Raw genomic sequence first — 15,882 nt, forward strand, 5'->3', positions numbered from 1 at the left:
TCACTTGCCCGAGACGGCGGCAACCGCCTTCTTGGCGCCATCGTTGATGTCGTCGGCCGGCGTGATCGCCAGGCCGGAATTCTTCAGCAGTTCCTTGCCGGCTTCGACGTTGGTGCCTTCCAGGCGCACGATCACCGGCACCTTGACGTCGACTTCCTTGACCGCGCCGATGATGCCCTCGGCGATCATGTCGCAGCGCACGATGCCGCCGAAGATGTTGACGAAGATCGCCTTCACCTTGTCGCTCGACAGGATCAGCTTGAACGCCTCGGTCACGCGCTCCTTGGTGGCGCCGCCGCCGACGTCGAGGAAGTTGGCCGGCTCGCCGCCTTCCAGCTTGATCACGTCCATGGTCGCCATCGCCAGGCCGGCGCCGTTGACCATGCAGCCGATGTTGCCGTCCATGGTCACGTAGTTGAGGTCGTGCTGGCTGGCCTTGACCTCGGTCTCGTCCTCCTGGCGGATGTCGCGCATCGCGACCAGCTCCGGGTGGCGGAACGACGCGTTGTCATCGGAGTCGACCTTGCCGTCGAGCACGGCGAGGTTGCCGTTGGTGAGGATCGCCAGCGGGTTCAGCTCGACCAGCGCCAGGTCCTTCTCGTGGAACAGCTTGAACAGGCCCAGCATGATCTTGGCCAGCTGGTTGGACTGCTTGGCGGTCAGGCCCAGCTCGAAGCCCAGGGCACGGCACTGGTACGGCTGCAGGCCCTCGACGTAGTTGACGTTGATGGTCTTGATCGCGTCGGGCTTCTCGGCGGCGACCTGCTCGATGTCCATGCCGCCCTCGGCCGAGGCGATGAAGGTGACCGAGCGGGTGCTGCGGTCCACCAGCACCGACAGGTACAGCTCCTTGTCGATGTCGGTGCCTTCGCACACCAGCACGCTGTCGATCGGCAGTTCGACGCCGGCGGTCTGGTAGGTCGCCATCTTGCTGCCGAGCATCGCCGCGGCGTACTGCTTCACTTCGTCGAAGTTCTTCGCCAGCTTGACGCCACCGGCCTTGCCGCGGCCGCCGGCGTGGATCTGGGCCTTGACCACCCAGAGGTCACCGGGGATCGACTTGGCCGCTTCGACGGCTTCTTCGGGGGTGCGGGCGATGCGCCCGGCCGGCACCGCGATGCCGTAGTCGGCAAACAGCTGCTTTGCCTGGTATTCGTGAAAGTTCATGCGTCACCGAGGGGAGTTGAAGACAACGAACGGATTACCCAACGCGGCGGGCGTCGGCAGGCGGCGCAGGCGCGAGGGGGCCGGCCATTGTCGCCGATCGGGGCGGGACGGGCAAAACCGGCACGGATCGGTGTCTATACTCGGGCGGGGCCACTATCCAGGAATCACGCTTGCCGCCAGCCATCGCCGCCATCGAGGTCGACGACGCCGATCGCGCACTGCGCCGGGAACTGTACTTCTTCACCCTGTACCGCCTGCTCGAAGCAGCGATGCTGGTGCTGGTGCTGTTCGGGCCGGTCGCCGACATGCTCGGGCCGCCGCGACACGACCTGCTGGCGCGCGCGGTGGCGCTGTCCTACCTGTTCCTGGCGACGCTGCTGTTCCTGTTCGGTCGCCGCGCCGGCGACCTGCGCGGGCACGCGCTGGCGGGCATCGCGACCGACCTGTTCTTCGGCTTCCTGGCGATCCACGCGGTCCCGGCCGCCGGCACCGGCATCGCCCTGATGCTGATCTTCAACGTCGGCGCCGCGGCGCTGCTGCTGCCGGCGCGGCTCGGCCTCGGCGCGGCGCTGGTGGCGGTGCTCGGCATCATGGTCGAGTACTTCTGGAGCACCACCCTCGACGAGAGCAGCCGGTTGCTGGCCGAGCCGATCATGTTCTCGATCGGCTACCTCGCCATCGCCACCCTGACCAGCATCCTCGGCCGGCAGATGCGCAGCAGCTACGACCTGGCCGAGCGCCGCGGGGTCGAGACGGCGCAGCTCACCGAAGTCAACGAGTTGATCATCCGCCGCCTGCGCACCGGCGTGCTGCTGGTCGACGGCCACAACCGCGTGCGCCTGGCCAACGAAGCCGCGACCCTGCTGCTCGGTGACGCCGGCGACGGCCACCGCGACCTCGGCATGGCCCTGCCGGAGCTGTCCAAGCGCCTGGCGGCATGGCGCGAGGACGGCAAGGCCGACGAATCGCCGCTGCAGGTTGCGCCCGACCAGCCCGAGGTGGTGCCGCGCTTCACCCGCCTGCTGGCCGGCAGCGACCAGACCCTGGTGTTCCTCGACGACACGTCGCTGGTCTCGCGCCGCGCCGAGTCGATGACCCTGGCCACGCTCGGCCGGTTCTCGGCCAGCCTCGCCCACGAGATCCGCAACCCGCTGGCGGCGATCAACTACGCCGTCCAGCTGCTGGAGGAATCCGACGACGTCGCGACCGCCGATCGCCGCCTGCTGGAGATCATCCGCCAGCAGGGCGTGCGCATGAACGGCATCGTCGAGAACGTGCTCGGCCTGGCCCGGCGCGAACCGGCCAAGCCCGACCATGTCGAGCTGGTCGCCTTCACCCGCCACTTCGTCGACGACTACCGCGCCGGCCATCCGCTGGAGGACGACACCCTGCGGGCAACCGCGACCCAGCCGCGGATCGGCACCCTGATCGACCCGCGCCAGCTGCACCAGGTCCTGACCGTGCTGGTCCACAACGCCCTGATCTACGGCCGCGTCGCCGGCGAACCGGCGCGGGTGGGCCTGCACGTGCACCTCGACGACCACGGGCACCCGGTGGTCGACGTCGTCGACCGCGGCCCCGGCATCCCTGAACGGGTGGCGCAGCAACTGTTCCGGCCGTTCTTCACCACCTCCGGCCACGGTACCGGCCTGGGCCTGTACATCGCCCGCGAGCTGTGCCGGGCCAACCAGGCCGCGCTCGATTACGTGCCGTTGCCTGCCGGCGGCAGCTGCTTCCGGATCCGCCTGTCCGGGCCCGCGCTCAAGAAAGCGCCGGACTGACCGTTAACGTCGCCTTGGCGGCCGTCGCGGCCATTTGGGCCCAACAGCAGCGACAAGCGCCCAAAATAGGCCGGAAGTCACTCCCGTGGTCCTTCACGACGGCTTAATATATGGTGCTCAGCGGAGGATCGGATGGCAGAAACACGTAGTGCACTGGTGATCGACGACGAGCGCGACATCCGCGAGTTGCTAGTCATGACCCTGGGCCGGATGGGCCTGCGTTGCGATACCGCGTCCAGCCTTGCGGACGCGCGCAACCAGCTGGCGCGCAACCAGTACGACCTGTGCCTGACCGACATGCGCCTGCCGGACGGCTCGGGCATCGACCTGATCGCCGAGATCACCCAGCAGCACCCCGATACCCCGGTCGCCATGATCACCGCCTTCGGCAACGTCGAAGCCGCGGTCGAGGCGCTGAAGGCCGGGGCATTCGACTTCGTCGCCAAGCCGGTCGAACTGGCGGTGCTGCGCGACCTGGTCCGCCACGCGCTGGAGCTCAACGAGGCCCGCAACACCCCCGCCGCCGACGCCGTCGCCTCGCGCCTGTACGGCCAGTCGCCGGCGATGGACAACCTGCGCCAGACCATCGCCAAGGTCGCCCGCAGCCAGGCCCCGGTCTACATCGCCGGCGAGTCCGGCGTCGGCAAGGAGCTGGTCGCCCGCACCATCCACGCCGAGGGCGGCCGCGCCGGCGGACCGTTCGTGCCGGTCAACTGCGGCGCGATCCCGTCGGAGCTGATGGAAAGCGAGTTCTTCGGCCACAAGAAGGGCAGCTTCACCGGCGCCCACGCCGACAAGCCCGGCCTGTTCCAGAGCGCCGACGGCGGCACCCTGTTCCTCGACGAGGTCGCCGAACTGCCGCTGGCGATGCAGGTCAAGCTGCTGCGCGCGATCCAGGAAAAATCGATCAAGCCGGTCGGCGCCAATGCCGAGGTCGTGGTCGACGTGCGCATCCTGTCGGCGACCCACAAGGACCTCGCGCCAATGGTGGCCGACGGCCGCTTCCGCCAGGACCTCTATTACCGCATCAACGTCATCGAGTTGCGCGTGCCGCCGCTGCGCGAGCGCCTGGAAGACCTGCCCGGCCTGTCGCAGAAGATCCTGCAGCGCCTCGCCACCGGCCTCGGCCGCGAGGCCCCGCGCCTGTGCGACGACGCCCTGGAGGCACTGCAGAACTACCCGTTCCCCGGCAACGTGCGCGAACTGGAGAACATCCTCGAGCGCGCCCTGGCCCTGGCCGAGGGCGACTGCCTCGACGCCGGCGATCTGCGCCTGCCCCAGCCCGCCGGCAACACCGACGCGCCGTCGCCGTCGCAGCCGCATTCACCGCCACCGTTCGGCCGCCAGACTCCGCACGCCAACGCCGCCGCCGCAGGCATCGACCCGCGCACCGTCGACCCGCGCGACACCGCCACCAGCGCCCTGCCCTCGTACATCGAGGAGATCGAGCGCGCCGCGATCAACCACGCGCTGCAGGAAAACCGCTACAACAAGACCCGTACAGCGGCGGCCCTGGGGATCACGTTCCGGGCGTTGCGGTACAAGCTCAAAAAGCTGGGGATCGATTAAAAAATATCCCGGTTACGGTACATTTGTAAAAAAATCCGTGCGGGAGCAAAAAATGTCGGTCGTCGGATACGAGTTCCTGCGCCAACACCTCGGCCTGGCAGCATTGCCCCCGCGCCGCATTGCCGTGATCAAGCCCGTCACCCGGATTGAGCGCTCCACCGACCGGGTTGCAATACCGGCGACGGTCGCGCCGTCATTCGACGACCCGCTCGCGCACTTGCTGTTCGCCCTCAAGCACGAAGGGACGGATCTTGCGATCCTGATCGAAGCGCTTGGCCAGATCCCGGCATCGCGTTTGCTCGCGGAGTTGGCGCGGACGCCGAGCGGTGCATACATCCGGCAAGCATGCTTCCTCTGGGAACATGCCAACAACGCCAACCTGGACGACGCACCGCCCCCATCCGGCACGGTCACCCCGCTGTTCGACCCTGATCGCTACGTCACCGGTCCAGGGCAGCGCAATGCACGCTGGCGGGTCGATTTCAACGGCCTTGGCACGCTCGATTATTGCGCCACCGTCGAACGCACCGATGCTGTCCAGGCTGGTCTTGACGCCGATTTGCCCGGGCGGGCCAACCACTACGCTGCCAGCCTCGGCGGCGTGATGCGCGACCGCGCGCTGGCCTGGGCATACCTGCACGAGACCCGGGACTCCTTCGCAATCGAACGCGAAGCACCGAGCGAGGATCGCGCGCGCGCCTTCGTTGCCCTTTTGCACCAGGCCCATGAGCGACGCCCGCTCGACGAGGACTATCTGGTGGACCTGCAGCAGGCCACCGTCAGCAACGCCTACGACCGCGCGGCCGGCTTTCGACAAGAGCAGAACTGGCTGCAAGGCCCCTTGCGCGGCGCCGCAGGCATCACCTACGTACCGCCGCCACCCGAACTGGTGGTCGACCTCATGGACGGCCTGATGGCATTCGCCAACCACGCCCCGGACGAGGTGCCCGCCCTCGTCAACGCCGCCATCGTCTCCTTCGGCTTCGTATTCATCCACCCCTTCATGGACGGCAACGGGCGCCTGTCGCGTTTCCTCTTCCACCATGCGTTGTGTCGTGCCGGAGCGCTGCAGGACGGCTTGATCCTGCCGGTATCAGTGGCCATGAAGAAGCACGAAGTCGAATACCTCAGAACCCTGCAGGAATTCTCCCGTCCGGTACGCGAACGGTGGAAGGTCGAATGGCTGGACGAAGGCAGGTATGCCTTCGACTATCGAGGTGACCCGCGCCATGGAATCTATCGATACTGGGATGCCACCGAGGCTGTCGAATTCAGCTTCCGCATGGCGGAACAGGCGCTGGAAGTGGAGCTGCGCAGCGAAGCCGAATTCCTTGCCAGCTATGACGCCATCACCCGGCAGGTGAACGAGCGGTTCGATCTGCGAGGCAGCGATCTGGCAACGTTGGTACTGAGCGCCTGGGACCATCAGGGAAAGGTGTCCAAACGTCGCCGGGACCAGTTCCGACCACGCGTCCCGGAGGCTGCCTTCGATTTCATTGAAGAGGTCACCACCGAAGCGCTGAGGAACAACCTGTAGTGGGATGGCCACCAAAGTGACGCAAATCGTCACATGGCCAGCAGCCGAACCGACCTTTCGCGTCACCCGGCCGAACGGCGGCCCGATCCAAACGTGACCCGATATTCAGTTTGGGTATCCGGCCGATCCCGAAGTGCGGCGGCCCTGTACTTGGCACGCGTCCTGCGTACTCTTCCCTGCACGTGCAGCATGCACGGCAACGCCGAAGGACCGGAACAGCCGGACCTGCAGGTACGTGAAGTAACAATCACTCCTAGGGGAAACACCATGAAGAACAACCAGCAAGGCTTCACCCTGATCGAGCTGATGATCGTTGTTGCGATCATCGCGATCCTGGCCGCAATTGCGCTGCCGGCGTATCAGGATTACACCATCCGTGCACGCGTGTCGGAAGCTGCTGTCCTGGCGTCCGGCGCCAAGGCGACGGTTGCCGAAAACATCGCCAACAACGGCGGCGTGATCGCAGCGGGCGCCTGCGCAGGGGTGGATACCGCTGCTCCCGCGACCGATAACGTCGCCACGTTCGCTTGTGCCGATGCGAGCGGCATGATCACCGTCGCGACCACCGCCCGCGCCGGCTCTGTAACCCTTACCTACACCCCGAGCGTGGGTACCGGCGCAGCTGGAACGGTGTGGGATTGCGACTACACCGCCGGGCAGCCGGAACACGTTCCGGCCGATTGCCGCGAAGCCGACGCCGCTCCCGCTCCTTAAGCCTTAGATGAAAACGGGATCAGTTTCATTTTGACCCCCCGAAACCCCGCCAACTGGCGGGGTTTCTTTTTCTTAGGCCCCCAAGACGCATGCGGCCCACACCGTCGCCGATTGCGCGGGCGTTGCAATTTCGAAGTGGATCGGCGAGAGCGGCCTACCTTGCGGTAGAGTCTATAACGGGAAAATTGAGGGGACCTCATGAGCGTCGTCGCCACCGCCAATCTTGTGGGAATTACCGGCATCGCCCGCCGGTTGGTCATGGATGGCGCCCTAGATGAAGCGCGCGCCCGGGAGGCGATGAGCGCCGCCACTGCCGAGCGCAAGCCGCTGGCGAGCTACATTGTTGACAACCGCCTGGTCACCCCGGCCCACTTGGCCGCGGCCAACTCTGTCGAGTTCGGGGTGCCGCTGTTCGACGCGGCCGCGATGGACCCGGCGCAGTCTGCGGTCAAGCTGGTCAAGGAAGAATTGCTGCGCAAGCATGTCGTGTTGCCGCTGTTCAAGCGCGGCAACCGTCTGTTCGTCGGCATCGCCGACCCGACCGACACCCAAGCGCTGGATGAGATCAAGTTCCAGACCAACCTCGCGATCGAGGCGATCCTGGTCGACGAGGAGAGCATCAAACGGCACCTCGACCGCTGGCTTGAGACTGCCGACACCCTTGGCGATGCGGTCGGCGGCGACGACGAAGGACTGGAGAATCTGGAAGTCGGTAAGGACGACGACGTTTCCAGCGACAGCGGGGTCGATGCCAAGACCGACGACACTCCGGTAGTCAAGTTCATCAACAAGGTGCTGGTCGATGCGATCCGCCGTGGCGCCTCGGACATCCACTTCGAACCTTACGAGACCGAATACCGGGTGCGCCTGCGCATCGACGGCCTGCTCAAGCAGGTCGCCAAGGTGCCGGTCAAGCTGCAGCAGCGTATCTCCGCGCGTCTGAAGGTGATGGCGCAGCTCGATATCGCCGAGAAGCGGGTGCCGCAGGACGGCCGCATCAAACTCAACCTGAGCAAGACCAAGCAGATCGACTTCCGCGTCAGCACCCTGCCGACCCTGTTCGGCGAGAAGATCGTGCTGCGTATCCTCGACGGCAGCGCCGCCAAGCTGGGCATCGACAAGCTCGGTTACGAGGACGCCCAGCGCGACCTGTTCCTGGCCGCGGTGCAGAAGCCCTACGGCATGGTGCTGGTCACCGGCCCGACCGGCTCGGGAAAGACGGTGTCGCTGTACACCGCGCTGAACATCCTCAATGACGAGACCCGAAACATTTCCACGGTCGAGGACCCGGTCGAAATCCGCGTTCCGGGCATCAACCAGGTGCAGATGAACCTCAAACGCGGCATGACCTTCGCCGCCGCGCTGCGCAGCTTCCTGCGACAGGATCCGGACGTGATCATGGTCGGCGAGATCCGCGACCTGGAGACCGCCGAGATCGGCATCAAGGCCGCCCAGACCGGCCACATGGTGCTGTCGACCCTGCACACCAACGACGCCCCGCAGACCATCGCCCGCCTGATGAACATGGGCGTGGCGCCGTTCAACATCACCTCGTCGGTGACCCTGGTGATCGCCCAGCGCCTGGCGCGGCGGCTGCATTCCTGCAAGAAGGAAGTGCACCTGCCTGAGCATGCGCTGCTGGCGGAAGGCTTCAGCGCCGCGGAGATCGCCGACCCCGCGTTCAAGCTGTACGAGGCCGTCGGCTGTCCGGACTGTACCGAAGGCTACAAGGGCCGGACGGGTATCTATCAGGTGATGCCGATGAGCGACGAGATCCAGACCATAATTCTGGCCGGCGGCAATGCGATGCAGATCGCCGAAGCGGCCCAGCGGGCCGGGGTCGCCGACCTGCGCCAGTCAGCCTTGCTCAAGGTCCGCAATGGCGTCACCAGCCTGGCCGAGATCAACCGGGTGACCAAGGACTGACCTGGGCAGCTCCCATGTGGGGCCATCACCCAGTGTGACGGCGGTTGCTACCACGACGCGGAAGGTCGGGATATGCTGCCGTACGTCACGCCCGGACAGGGGATTTGCCCGGGGCTGCGTTTTGGGGAGGTGCGTACCGGCCGGTGCGCATTGATGCAGATTGAGTCATTACGCGTTACTTGGGGATCCACGTCATGTCCGTTAGCCGAACCGCTGTGAAGTCCGCCAGCGCCAACCCCGTGCGTCGTGCCGAGGCGCTGACGATGTTTGTCTGGGAAGGTACCGACAAGCGCGGCGTCGTCATGAAGGGCGAGCAGGTCGCCAAGAACGCCAACTTTCTGCGCGCCGAGCTGCGTCGGCAGGGGTTAACGCCGAAGGTAGTGAAGGTCAAGCCGAAGCCATTGTTCGGCGGCGCCGGCAAGACGGTTACCCCACTCGACATCGCCATCTTCAGCCGTCAGATCGCGACGATGATGAAGGCCGGCGTGCCGATCGTCGGTGCCTTGGAGATCATCTCCAGTGGCAACAAGAACCCCAAGATGCAGAAGCTGGTCAATACGATCCGTGCCGACGTCGAGAGCGGCTCGTCGTTGAGCGAGGCGATCGGCAAACATCCTGTCCAGTTCGACGAACTGTTTCGCAACCTGGTGCGGGCCGGCGAATCGGCTGGTGTGCTGGAGACCGTGCTCGATACGATCGCAACATACAAAGAGAACCTCGAAGCGCTGAAAGGCAAGATCAAGAAGGCTATGTTCTACCCCGCGATGGTTGTCGCGGTGGCACTAATCGTCAGCGCGATCCTGCTTATCTTCGTTGTCCCGATGTTCGAGGAAGTTTTTGCAGGGTTTGGCGCGGAGTTGCCAGCGTTTACCCAACTTGTCATTCGAATGAGCGACTTCATGGTGACTTGGTGGTGGCTGGTCTTGCTGGCCATCGTCGGCGCGGCGACCGCTTTCATCATGGCGAAGAACCGCTCCCTTGCTTTCCAACACTTCCTCGATCGCACGATCCTGAAACTGCCCGTGATCGGTCAGATCATCCACAATTCCGCTATCGCCCGGTTTGCCCGCACTTTGGCAGTGACTTTCAAAGCCGGTGTGCCGCTGGTCGAGGGCCTGGATACCGTGGCTGGCGCGACGGGCAATACGGTCTACGAGAAGGCCGTCCATCGTGTCCGCGACGACGTTGCCGTCGGCTATTCGGTCAACATGGCGATGAAGCAAACGAATCTGTTTCCGCACATGGTGGTACAGATGACCGCGATCGGCGAGGAGGCCGGCGCGCTCGACACCATGCTGTTCAAGATCGCCGAGTTCTACGAGCAGGAGGTCGAGAACGCGGTCGATGCGTTGTCGAGCCTGCTGGAACCGTTGATCATGGTGTTCCTCGGTGTGGTTGTCGGCGGCATGGTGATCGCGATGTACCTGCCGATCTTCAAGCTCGGCGCGGTGGTCGGCTAAGCTCACCGGATGGCATTCCTCGATCAGAACCCCGAAATCGGCTATCCGCTCGTCGCCGGTTTCGGCCTGCTGCTGGGCAGCTTCCTCAACGTGGTGATCCTGCGCCTGCCGCGGCGGCTGGAATGGCAGTGGCAGCGCGACAGCCGCGAGGTGCTCGGCGAGCCTGACAACTACGACCCGCCACCACCCGGCATCGTGGTCGAGCGCTCGCACTGCCCGCACTGCAAGCACCAGCTGAGCTGGTACGAGAACATCCCGGTGTTCAGCTGGCTGGCGCTGCGCGGCAAGTGCCGCAACTGCAAAGTGACCATCTCGCCGCAGTACCCGCTGGTCGAGCTGCTGACCGCGGTGCTGATGGTCGCCTGCGTGTGGCGCTTCGGCTTCGGCTGGCAGGGCTTCGGCGCGATGGTGTTCACCGGCTTTTTGATCTCGCTGTCGGGGATCGACCTGCGCACCCAGTTGCTGCCCGACCAGTTGACCTTGCCGCTGATGTGGCTGGGACTGATCGCCGCAGTCGACAATTTGTACATGCCGGCCAAGCCGGCGCTGATCGGCGCGGTGGTGGGTTACCTGTCGCTGTGGCTGGTCTGGTGGGTGTTCAAGCAGGTTACGGGCAAGGAAGGCATGGGCCACGGCGATTTCAAGCTGCTCGCCGCGATCGGCGCCTGGACCGGCCTCAACGGGATCCTGCCAACGGTGCTGCTGTCGTCACTGGTCGGCGCGGTCATCGGCTCGGTCTGGCTGGCGATGAAGGGCCGCGACAAGGCGACCCCGATTCCGTTCGGCCCGTACCTGGCGATCGCCGGCTGGATCGCATTTTTCTGGGGCGAGCAGATGGTGGATGGCTACATGCGGATTTCGGGGCTGGGGTAGGAGCGACGTAAGTCGCGACCTGTACATGCTCCCCAGCGTTCGGCGGGTCGCGACTTACGTCGCTCCTACAGTCGGAACCTGATAGGGCGCCCAGCGCGAAACCATCGGCCGGCATGGCATCCTGCGCTGCATGAGCAACTACATCATCGGCGTCACCGGCGGAGTGGCTTCCGGCAAAAGCACCGTTACCCGGCATTTCGAGTTACTGGGTGTCGAGGTCGCCGATGCCGACCTTGCCGCGCGCGAGGCGGTAATGGCCGGTTCGGAGGGCCTGGCCGAGGTGGTGCGGGCGTTTGGACGGGAGGTGCTGTCCGACGACGGCGGCCTCGATCGGGCGGCGATGCGCCAGCGGGTGTTCGTCGACGCCGCGGCACGGGCGCAGCTGGAGGCGATCATCCACCCGCGGGTGCGGGCACGACTGCAGGCATTGTGCGCCGCCGCGGATGGTCCCTACGCGATCGCCGCCATCCCGCTGCTCGCCGAGGGCGGCGGTCGTGCGGCCTATCCGTGGCTGGACCGGGTGCTGGTGGTCGATGTGCCGGTGGCGGTGCAGCACGAGCGGTTGATGCGCCGGGACGGGGTGGACGCAGCGCTGGCCGGGGCGATGATCGCGGCGCAGGCGACGCGGGAGCAGCGGTTGGCGGTCGCCGACGACGTGATCGTCAATGACGGGCCGCTGGAGACGCTTGGGCCGCATGTAGGGGCGTTGGATCGGCGCTATCGGGCGCTGGCTGCCGGCGGGCTCTTGTAGGAGCGACGTAAGTCGCGACCCGCCGAACGTTTGGGGCGACGTACAGGTCGCGACTTACGTCGCTCCTACAACGAATCCAACCGCGGGTTAGGCCGGCCACAGGCCCCGGATTGCGGCGATGCCTTGGGCGCCGTGGCTTCGGGCTTCGGCCAGGTCGTCCGGGCCGAGTCCGCCGATCGCGTACAACGGTAGCGAGACGTGTTCGCGCAGGCGGGCGAAGCCGTCCCAGCCGATACCGGCCATGCCGGGGTGGCTCGGGGTCGGCTTGATCGTTCCGACCACGGCGAAGTCGCAACCGACCGCTTCGGCCGCGCGCAGGTCGTCCAGGTGGTGGCAGGACGCCGCGAGCATCACATCGGCGGCGACGGGCCGCGAATCGAGGCCCGCCAATTGGGCGGCGCGCAGGTGCAGGCCGACACCGTGTTCGCGGGCAAGCTCGATGTCGCCGTTGACCATCGCGTGCGCGCCGGCCTTGCGGCAGCGACGCACGGCGCGGCCAACCAGTGCCGACCACCGCTGCGGATCGCTCGCGGGAGCCCGCAGGTGGATTCGGCGGATGCCGGCAGCAAGCGCGCGATCCAGCGCCGCCAGCCAGGAACTGTCGTCGCCCGGCGGTGGCGTGACCAGGTAGCGGTCGGGCTGCAGCAGCGCGCCGACCACCGGCCGGTCGGCCGGCGGCATCGAATAGGTGCCGAGTTTGTTTGGCGGCACCCAGGCCAGTGCCTGGCTTTCGCGGCCACGGGCAGGGCCATGCCAGTCCCGGATCAGGCGCACGTCCAGCCGCAGGCGCTTGTCGGGATAGATCTGCGGGACGTTGATCAGCGGAGCGCCGATCTCGACGGTGATGCCCAGCTCTTCGTGGAGCTCGCGGGCGAGCGCGGCTTCCGGCGACTCGCCGGGCTCGCGCTTGCCGCCGGGGAATTCCCACAGGCCGGCAAGGTCCCGGCCTTCGGTGCGCCGGGTCAGCAACACCCGGCCGCGGGCGTCACGGATGACGCCGGCGACGACTTCGACGATTCGCGTGGGGGGATCGTCACTCACGGGTGGGTCGCGCCGTCGCTCGGGTGTCGCGTGCCCTCACCCCAGCCCTCTCCCGCAAGCGGGAGAGGGGGCCAAGCGCGGCGCCGCAAGCCATTCCCTTCTCCCGCTTGCGGGAGAAGGTGCCCGCAGGGCGGATGAGGGCGCTTCTCAGGCCAGCTGCCCATGGCAGTGCTTGTACTTCTTGCCGCTGCCGCACGGGCACGGGTCGTTGCGGCCGATGTTGGCGAACGCCTGGTTGGCCTGCGATGCCGCCCGCGCCTGACCCGCCGCGGCCTGCTCGGCCTCCTCGTCGGCGCCCAGGCCACCGGCGTCGGCGTGCTGGAACTGCATCTGCCGGGCACGCGCCTCGGCCTGTGCGCGTTCCTGCGCTTCGAGGGCGGCGATCTCCTCCTCGCTGCGGATACGCACGCGGGCAAGCAGGGTCACGACTTCGCGCTTGACCTTCTCCAGCATGTCGCTGAACAGCTCGAAGGCCTCCTTCTTGTACTCCTGCTTGGGCTGCTTCTGGGCGTAGCCGCGCAGGTGGATGCCCTGGCGCAGGTAATCCATCTGCGCGAGGTGCTCCTTCCAGCTCTGGTCGAGCACGTTGAGCATGATGTGCTTCTCGAGCATGCGCATGGTCTCGGCGCCGAGCTGGGCCTCGCGCTCGGCGACGTGACGCAGGACCTCGGCCTGTACGTGTTCGGCGACTTCGTCGGCGTCGATGTCCTGGCGTTCGCGGACGACGCCCTGCAGATCGGTGCGCACGCCGAAGTCCTGGGCCAGGGCAGTCTCCAGCCCGGGCAGGTCCCATTGCTCGTCGACCGAGTTGGGCGGCACGAACCGCGCCACGGTGTCGGCGATCACGTCCTCGCGGATGCCCTCGATGTTGTCACGCACGTCCTCGGCGTCCAGCAGTTCGTCGCGCTGGCTGTAGATCACCTTGCGCTGGTCGTTGTTGACGTCGTCGAAGTCGAGCAGGTTCTTGCGGATGTCGAAGTTGTGGGCCTCGACCTTGCGCTGGGCGCTGGCGATCTGCTTGGTCACCAGCGGGCTTTCGATGATGTCGTCTTCCTTCAGGCCCATCCGCGCCATTACCCGCTGAACCCAGTCGGCGGCGAAGATCCGCATCAGGTTGTCTTCCAGCGACAGGTAGAAGCGCGAGGACCCCGGGTCGCCCTGGCGGCCGGCGCGGCCGCGCAACTGGTTGTCGATGCGGCGCGACTCGTGGCGTTCGGTGCCGACGATGTGCAGGCCGCCGGCGGCCTTGACCGCCTCGTGGCGCTCGCGCCATTCGGCCTTCAGGCGCTCGCGGGTGGCGTCGTCGACCGGCTCGCCGCTGGCGGCTTCCATCTGTTCGATCTCGTTCTCCCACGAGCCGCCGAGCACGATGTCGGTGCCGCGACCGGCCATGTTGGTGGCAATCGTAATGGCGCCGGGACGGCCGGCCTGGGCGACGATGGTCGCCTCGCGCTCGTGCTGCTTGGCGTTGAGCACCTCGTGGTGGATGCCGGCCTCGCGCAGTTGTTCGGAGAGCATCTCCGAGACCTCGATCGAGGTGGTGCCGACCAGCACCGGCTGGCCCTTGGCGTTGGCTTCCTTGATCTCGGCCAGCACCGCGCGGTACTTGCCGGCGCGGTTGAGGAACACCGCGTCCGGGCTGTCCTTGCGCTGCACCGGGCGGTTGGGCGGGATCACCACGACTTCCAGGCTGTAGATGCTCTGGAACTCGAACGCCTCGGTGTCGGCGGTGCCGGTCATGCCGGCCAGCTTGTTGTACATCCGGAACAGGTTCTGGAAGGTGATGCTGGCCAGCGTCTGGTTCTCGCGCTGGACCGGCACGCCTTCCTTGGCCTCGACCGCCTGGTGCAGGCCGTCGGACCAGCGGCGCCCGGCCAGGGTGCGGCCGGTGAATTCGTCGACGATCACCACCTCGCCGTCGCGGACGATGTAGTCGACGTCGCGCTGGTAGATCGCGTGCGCGCGCATCGCCGCGTTGAGGTGATGCACCACGCTGAGGTTCTGCGGGCTGTATAGCCCCTCCTCCTCGCCGCCGCCGAGGATCCCGGCATCGCGCAACAGCTGTTCGGCATGCTCCTGGCCGTCCTCGGACAGGTGGACCTGCTTGCCCTTCTCATCGACCCAGTAGTCGCCCTCGCCTTCCTCGGTCTCCTGCTTGATCAGCGACGGAACCAGCCGGTTGACCTTGATGTACAGCTCCGGCGACTCGTCGGCGGGACCGGAGATGATCAGCGGGGTGCGCGCCTCGTCGATCAGGATCGAGTCGACCTCGTCGACGATCGCGAAGTTGAGGCCGCGCTGGTGGCGGTCCTGCTTCGACAGCGCCATGTTGTCGCGCAGGTAGTCGAAGCCGAACTCGTTGTTGGTGCCGTAGGTGATGTCGGCGTTGTAGGCCGCGGCCTTGTCGGAATGCGGCATGCCCGGGTAGACCACCCCGACCGACAGGCCGAGCCAGTTGTACAGCTTGCCCATCCACGCCGAGTCGCGCCGCGCCAGGTAGTCGTTGACGGTGACGACGTGGACGCCGTCGCCGGTCAGGGCGTTGAGGTAGACCGGGAGGGTCGCGACCAGGGTCTTGCCCTCGCCGGTGCGCATCTCGGCGATCTTGCCCAGGTGCAGGACCATGCCGCCGATCAGCTGGACGTCGTAGTGGCGCATGCCCAGCACCCGGACGCTGGCCTCGCGGCAGACCGCGAATGCTTCCGGCAACAACTGGTCGAGGCTGGCGCCGTCCTTCAGGCGCTGCTGCAGCTCCGGCGTCTTGGCCTGCAACTCGGCATCGCTGAGCTTCTGCATCTCCGGCTCGAGCGCGTTGATCTTGGTGACGGAGCGTTGCAGTTGGCGCAACAGGCGGTCGTTGCGGCTGCCGAAGACGCTGGTAAGCAGGTTGTTGAGCATGTGCGGTCCGATTGGGGGGCCGAAGACGGTCGGCCAACGCAAACGGGGCGCTGGGCGCCCCGTCGTGGCGAAACGTTCATTCTAGCGTGGGGGTGGCATTGGGTGCTTGCAAGGTGCCGGCTGTCCCGAATCCGTCCCCGATGTAGGAGCGACGTGAGTCGCGAC

Annotated in this window: 11 protein-coding genes; 8 read left to right on the plus strand and 3 right to left on the minus strand. The window is 66.4% G+C overall.

The features are described from left to right. Positions 1-1,167, minus strand: a complete 1,167-nt coding sequence (gene sucC / locus SNE34_RS08535; protein WP_332616560.1) for an ADP-forming succinate--CoA ligase subunit beta — start codon at positions 1,165-1,167, stop codon at positions 1-3. 170 nt (positions 1,168-1,337) lie between these two features. On the opposite strand from sucC, the gene SNE34_RS08540 reads away from it, so the two are divergent. The 8 genes from SNE34_RS08540 (at position 1,338) to coaE (ending at position 11,778) form a co-directional block, all read left to right on the plus strand. Beyond that, positions 1,338-2,948, plus strand: a complete 1,611-nt coding sequence (locus SNE34_RS08540) for a sensor histidine kinase (RefSeq protein WP_332616562.1) — start codon at positions 1,338-1,340, stop codon at positions 2,946-2,948. A gap of 132 nt (positions 2,949-3,080) precedes the next feature. Further along, positions 3,081-4,517 (plus strand): sigma-54-dependent transcriptional regulator, encoded by a 1,437-nt coding sequence (locus SNE34_RS08545; RefSeq protein ID WP_332616563.1) that lies wholly within the window; start codon positions 3,081-3,083, stop codon positions 4,515-4,517. A 52-nt stretch (positions 4,518-4,569) separates the two neighbouring features. Then, a complete protein-coding gene (locus tag SNE34_RS08550) occupies positions 4,570-6,054 on the plus strand; it encodes a Fic family protein (RefSeq protein WP_332616564.1) in 1,485 nt (494 codons plus the stop codon). A 267-nt stretch (positions 6,055-6,321) separates the two neighbouring features. Then, a complete protein-coding gene (locus SNE34_RS08555) occupies positions 6,322-6,768 on the plus strand; it encodes a pilin (protein WP_332616565.1) in 447 nt (148 codons plus the stop codon). A gap of 198 nt (positions 6,769-6,966) precedes the next feature. Beyond that, a complete protein-coding gene (gene pilB, locus SNE34_RS08560) occupies positions 6,967-8,694 on the plus strand; it encodes a type IV-A pilus assembly ATPase PilB (protein WP_332616566.1) in 1,728 nt (575 codons plus the stop codon). A gap of 194 nt (positions 8,695-8,888) precedes the next feature. Next, a complete protein-coding gene (locus tag SNE34_RS08565) occupies positions 8,889-10,154 on the plus strand; it encodes a type II secretion system F family protein (protein ID WP_332616567.1) in 1,266 nt (421 codons plus the stop codon). A gap of 9 nt (positions 10,155-10,163) precedes the next feature. After that, positions 10,164-11,027 (plus strand): prepilin peptidase, encoded by an 864-nt coding sequence (locus tag SNE34_RS08570; RefSeq protein ID WP_332616568.1) that lies wholly within the window; start codon positions 10,164-10,166, stop codon positions 11,025-11,027. A gap of 130 nt (positions 11,028-11,157) precedes the next feature. Continuing rightward, positions 11,158-11,778 (plus strand): dephospho-CoA kinase, encoded by a 621-nt coding sequence (gene coaE, locus SNE34_RS08575; RefSeq protein WP_332616569.1) that lies wholly within the window; start codon positions 11,158-11,160, stop codon positions 11,776-11,778. 87 nt (positions 11,779-11,865) lie between these two features. Here the strand turns inward: coaE and SNE34_RS08580 are convergent, their stop codons facing one another. Together SNE34_RS08580 and secA are read right to left on the minus strand one after the other, a co-directional pair. Then, entirely contained in the window at positions 11,866-12,819 is a 954-nt protein-coding gene (locus SNE34_RS08580) for a Nudix family hydrolase (RefSeq protein WP_332616570.1), read from the minus strand. Between the two features lie 147 nt (positions 12,820-12,966). Next, positions 12,967-15,717 carry a preprotein translocase subunit SecA gene (gene secA, locus SNE34_RS08585; protein WP_332616571.1) on the minus strand — a complete coding sequence of 917 codons (2,751 nt, stop codon included), beginning with the start codon at positions 15,715-15,717 and terminating at the stop codon, positions 12,967-12,969. Positions 15,718-15,882 lie beyond the last annotated feature (165 nt).

It is taken from the genome of Novilysobacter erysipheiresistens (assembly GCF_036663935.1).
GTDB lineage: Bacteria > Pseudomonadota > Gammaproteobacteria > Xanthomonadales > Xanthomonadaceae > Novilysobacter > Novilysobacter erysipheiresistens.

Excerpts from the sequence above, each read along its gene's own strand:
- sucC (WP_332616560.1), bottom strand. The coding sequence starts at position 1,167 with ATGAACTTTCACGAATACCAGGCAAAGCAGCTGTTTGCCGACTACGGC.
- SNE34_RS08545 (WP_332616563.1), top strand. The coding sequence starts at position 3,081 with ATGGCAGAAACACGTAGTGCACTGGTGATCGACGACGAGCGCGACATC.
- SNE34_RS08550 (WP_332616564.1), top strand. The coding sequence starts at position 4,570 with ATGTCGGTCGTCGGATACGAGTTCCTGCGCCAACACCTCGGCCTGGCA.
- SNE34_RS08555 (WP_332616565.1), top strand. The coding sequence starts at position 6,322 with ATGAAGAACAACCAGCAAGGCTTCACCCTGATCGAGCTGATGATCGTT.
- pilB (WP_332616566.1), top strand. The coding sequence starts at position 6,967 with ATGAGCGTCGTCGCCACCGCCAATCTTGTGGGAATTACCGGCATCGCC.
- SNE34_RS08565 (WP_332616567.1), top strand. The coding sequence starts at position 8,889 with ATGTCCGTTAGCCGAACCGCTGTGAAGTCCGCCAGCGCCAACCCCGTG.
- SNE34_RS08570 (WP_332616568.1), top strand. The coding sequence starts at position 10,164 with ATGGCATTCCTCGATCAGAACCCCGAAATCGGCTATCCGCTCGTCGCC.
- coaE (WP_332616569.1), top strand. The coding sequence starts at position 11,158 with ATGAGCAACTACATCATCGGCGTCACCGGCGGAGTGGCTTCCGGCAAA.
- secA (WP_332616571.1), bottom strand. The coding sequence starts at position 15,717 with ATGCTCAACAACCTGCTTACCAGCGTCTTCGGCAGCCGCAACGACCGC.